At 52.6% G+C, this 2,930-nt stretch carries 3 protein-coding genes; all 3 read right to left on the minus strand.

Annotated elements, in window-relative coordinates; genetic code table 11:
* Positions 1-198 precede the first annotated feature (198 nt).
* Positions 199-1,677, minus strand: a complete 1,479-nt coding sequence (locus B3P58_RS00550) for a DUF748 domain-containing protein (RefSeq protein WP_286715196.1) — start codon at positions 1,675-1,677, stop codon at positions 199-201.
* A 103-nt stretch (positions 1,678-1,780) separates the two neighbouring features.
* Positions 1,781-2,542: an AsmA family protein gene (locus tag B3P58_RS00555; protein WP_286715198.1), complete on the minus strand. Its 762-nt coding sequence runs from the start codon at positions 2,540-2,542 to the stop codon at positions 1,781-1,783.
* A gap of 76 nt (positions 2,543-2,618) precedes the next feature.
* The coding region (locus tag B3P58_RS00560; protein ID WP_286715200.1) for a flotillin domain-containing protein at positions 2,619-2,930 on the minus strand (312 nt) is incomplete at its 5' end.

Genomic DNA, 2,930 nt, shown 5'->3' on the forward strand with positions numbered 1-2,930 from the left:
GAGCTTGCAGCATTAACCCACGAAATGCTGCGTCAGGGCTTCAGTAAGCAGGAAATCCACAAAGTCATGGGCGGTAATATGCTGCGGGTTCTGCTGCAGATTCTGCCCTGATAAAACCCTGAGAAACGCTTCGCTGAATGTCATTAAGTGCGCGGGCAAGCGTACGAGCTAAGCGCATAGCGAAGCATACGACCGCGCTTAATTAAATCCGAGCACCACTTCTGCTTTCTTGCCTTTTTGCGCTTTGCAGAGTGTGACCCTCGGCGCCAGAGAATGATCATTTTCATCGGTTTTCTGCGCCAGCCAGGCCTTAACCACAGCACCGCGCTGACGTGCCAGTTGCGGCCACTGTTCTTCCTGAGCTGAGGCTTCAGCGGCGCTGACAAAAGGACACACCTGCAATTCCAGCCCGGTTTTACCGTGCATCAGTTGTGCGACTTTTTCCAGCTGCGGAATCTGCTCATCATTCAGTTCTGTCTGCCCCTCAGCAAACGCCAGAGCATCCAGACGGATCGCCATTAATTCTGATCCGGCATAGGAGGCGATGCTCAGCAATAAACCGTAAGGCTGCAGACTTTGTTTCAGATAATGCAGAGCGGCACTCTGCAAGGCCAGCTTACTTAATTGCGCGGTAATATCACCGGAACCGAAATCCGGGCTGCTCATATCGCCGGAGACCGGTACGGTCAGACGGACATTACCATTATCGTCACGCAATAAATCCAGCGCGGTATCGACCGGCATGGAAATCTGCTTGCTGACCCGCTTAATGGTTGCTTCGTCTTCCGGCACAAAACTGGAATTACGCAATAATATCCGCGCTTCGCCACCCAGCCGGGCTTGCTGCATATCCATATCAACATCCAGATTCAGCATGCCTTTTTCCAGGTGATAGCCCATCGCCTGCGCCAGATAACCATTAAATGCCACCATATCCAGCTGACTGATACGCAACGTGATATTGCCCTGCGGATAAATCTCAGGCGCATGACTGCTGTCCAGAGTCAGGCTGGTATCCAGTGCGATACGGTTATAATCGTCGAGTGATAAAACAGCGTGTACCTGTACCGGCTTCTGCAATTCCGGCCGGGCAGATGCGGCCAGTGTGGCGGATATTTCACTGATATTCAGTTCACGGATCTGCACCCTTCCCTGATAAGCAGGTTTTACCGAAGCATCGCGAATATCGGCACCACTGTTGTCACCATTTTGCTGAATTCCGGCAATAAACAGCCGGAAACGACTATCGTCATCCGCTCGCCCCTCTTCGGCAGAGGCAGAAACAACACCGGTACTTTCTTCTGTATCCATTACATCTGCTGCATCTGCATTTTCTGCATCTGCATTTTCTGCATCTGCTGTTTGCTGCGACTCCGCTGACGAGGCCACGGTGGCGCCCAGATCAATTCTGCCATCCGCCAGACGCTGCAGCGCCACCTGCAAATCCGCATATTCATGCAGCCCCGTCGCCAGCTGTGATGCAGATGCCGAAATATCACTGACCTGATAATGTCCCAGACTCAACAACGGCGCATCGCCGGCTCCGAGCACCAGCTGCTCAAGACTCAGCTCTGCGATACTTTGTGCATCAGCAGCAGCCTGCACACCGCTGAGCCGAAAGCGTTTAAAAGCCAGAGGTGGTGCACCGGCAGCGGTTACCTGAAGATTTTCCAGCACAATATCTCCGTCCCACTGCGGGGCAGTTAACAGCTGCTGTAATTGCCCGGCAAGGGTCAGGGTAAAGGTCTGTTGCAGACTGACCGGCTGAGCGCCGCTTAATTCAAACTGCGTCAGTTCCAGTAGTCAGGTTCAGAGGCAAAGCGTCTGCGGCGGTACTGTCAAAAGGGCCAGCCTGCAGCGATGCAATCCGCAGCTGACCACGGCTCGCCGGGCCTTGTGTTGTCAGTGCATCCTGCTGCCAGTCGATGATTTCATCGTTAAGCGTTAAACGGCCAAGACGCACGCGCCAGGGTTGTTCTTTCTGAATGCTTTCTTCTGCCTGAGTGATTTCTTCTGTCTGAACAGAAGCCGTCTGACTATCCGCACTCTCAACAGCAACAGCCTCGCTTTGCTGAGCCGCAGATTCTGTTTCAGCGGCTGCGCTGTTATCTGCCTGCAGCGGAATCATCAGACCACTGATTAACAGGCGCAACGCTTCATCATTGCGCAGTGCAGCACTTAAACGTAATCCGTCGAGGCTGATATCCCGGATATAAATTTCCTGATGGGCCAGTGCCCAGGGATCAAAACTCAGCTGCAGCCGTTCAACACGGGTTGTTGCTTGCGGAGCATCCGTCTGCGGGTGACGCAGTTCAACACCGGTTAATTCAAGTTCGGTGCGAAACGGCACCCAATGCCAGTCTGACACCGTTAACTGATAACCAGCGCCCTGACTTCCGTACCATTTCTGGCCAGCTTTGACAGCAAAAAAAGGCGCACTGTAAAGCAAGACCAGCACCAGCAAAATCAGCACTACAAAGAAGGAAAATAAAAAACCGGCAATGCGTTTTTTAGTCAACAAAGCCGTCTGACGCGGAGGCATACGTACACTCCCAATAAAAAAAAACAGAGCGTAGATAATACGCTCTGTTTCTTTATTTAAAAACCGGCGACAGGAATCAGCTGTTCAGATCGCGGGCAAATTCATGCACGCCGGCTTCTTTCAGCAGTGAATCAACCAGTGGCGCCATAGCACGGTGTTTTAATGCACTGTTGACCAGTGCTTCCGGCAGGCTCTGGCCATTAGCAGCACTGTCCTGATCCAGCACACCACTGCCATTGGCACTGCGTTCACCACCCATCTGGTTCAGACCATCGATAGAGATAATTTTCATACCCTCAATGTTTTCCAGTGGTTTCACGCTTTCACGTACAATGCCCGGCAGCGCTGCATGCAGGCTCAGCACACGCTTCAGGGCAATCTGCGCATC

This window comes from Thalassolituus sp. UBA2009 (genome assembly GCF_002335285.1).
GTDB lineage: Bacteria > Pseudomonadota > Gammaproteobacteria > Pseudomonadales > Oceanobacteraceae > Venatoribacter > Venatoribacter alkanivorans.

Coding starts and splice junctions, on each gene's coding strand:
- B3P58_RS00555 (WP_286715198.1), bottom strand. CDS start 2,542: ATGCCTCCGCGTCAGACGGCTTTGTTGACTAAAAAACGCATTGCCGGT.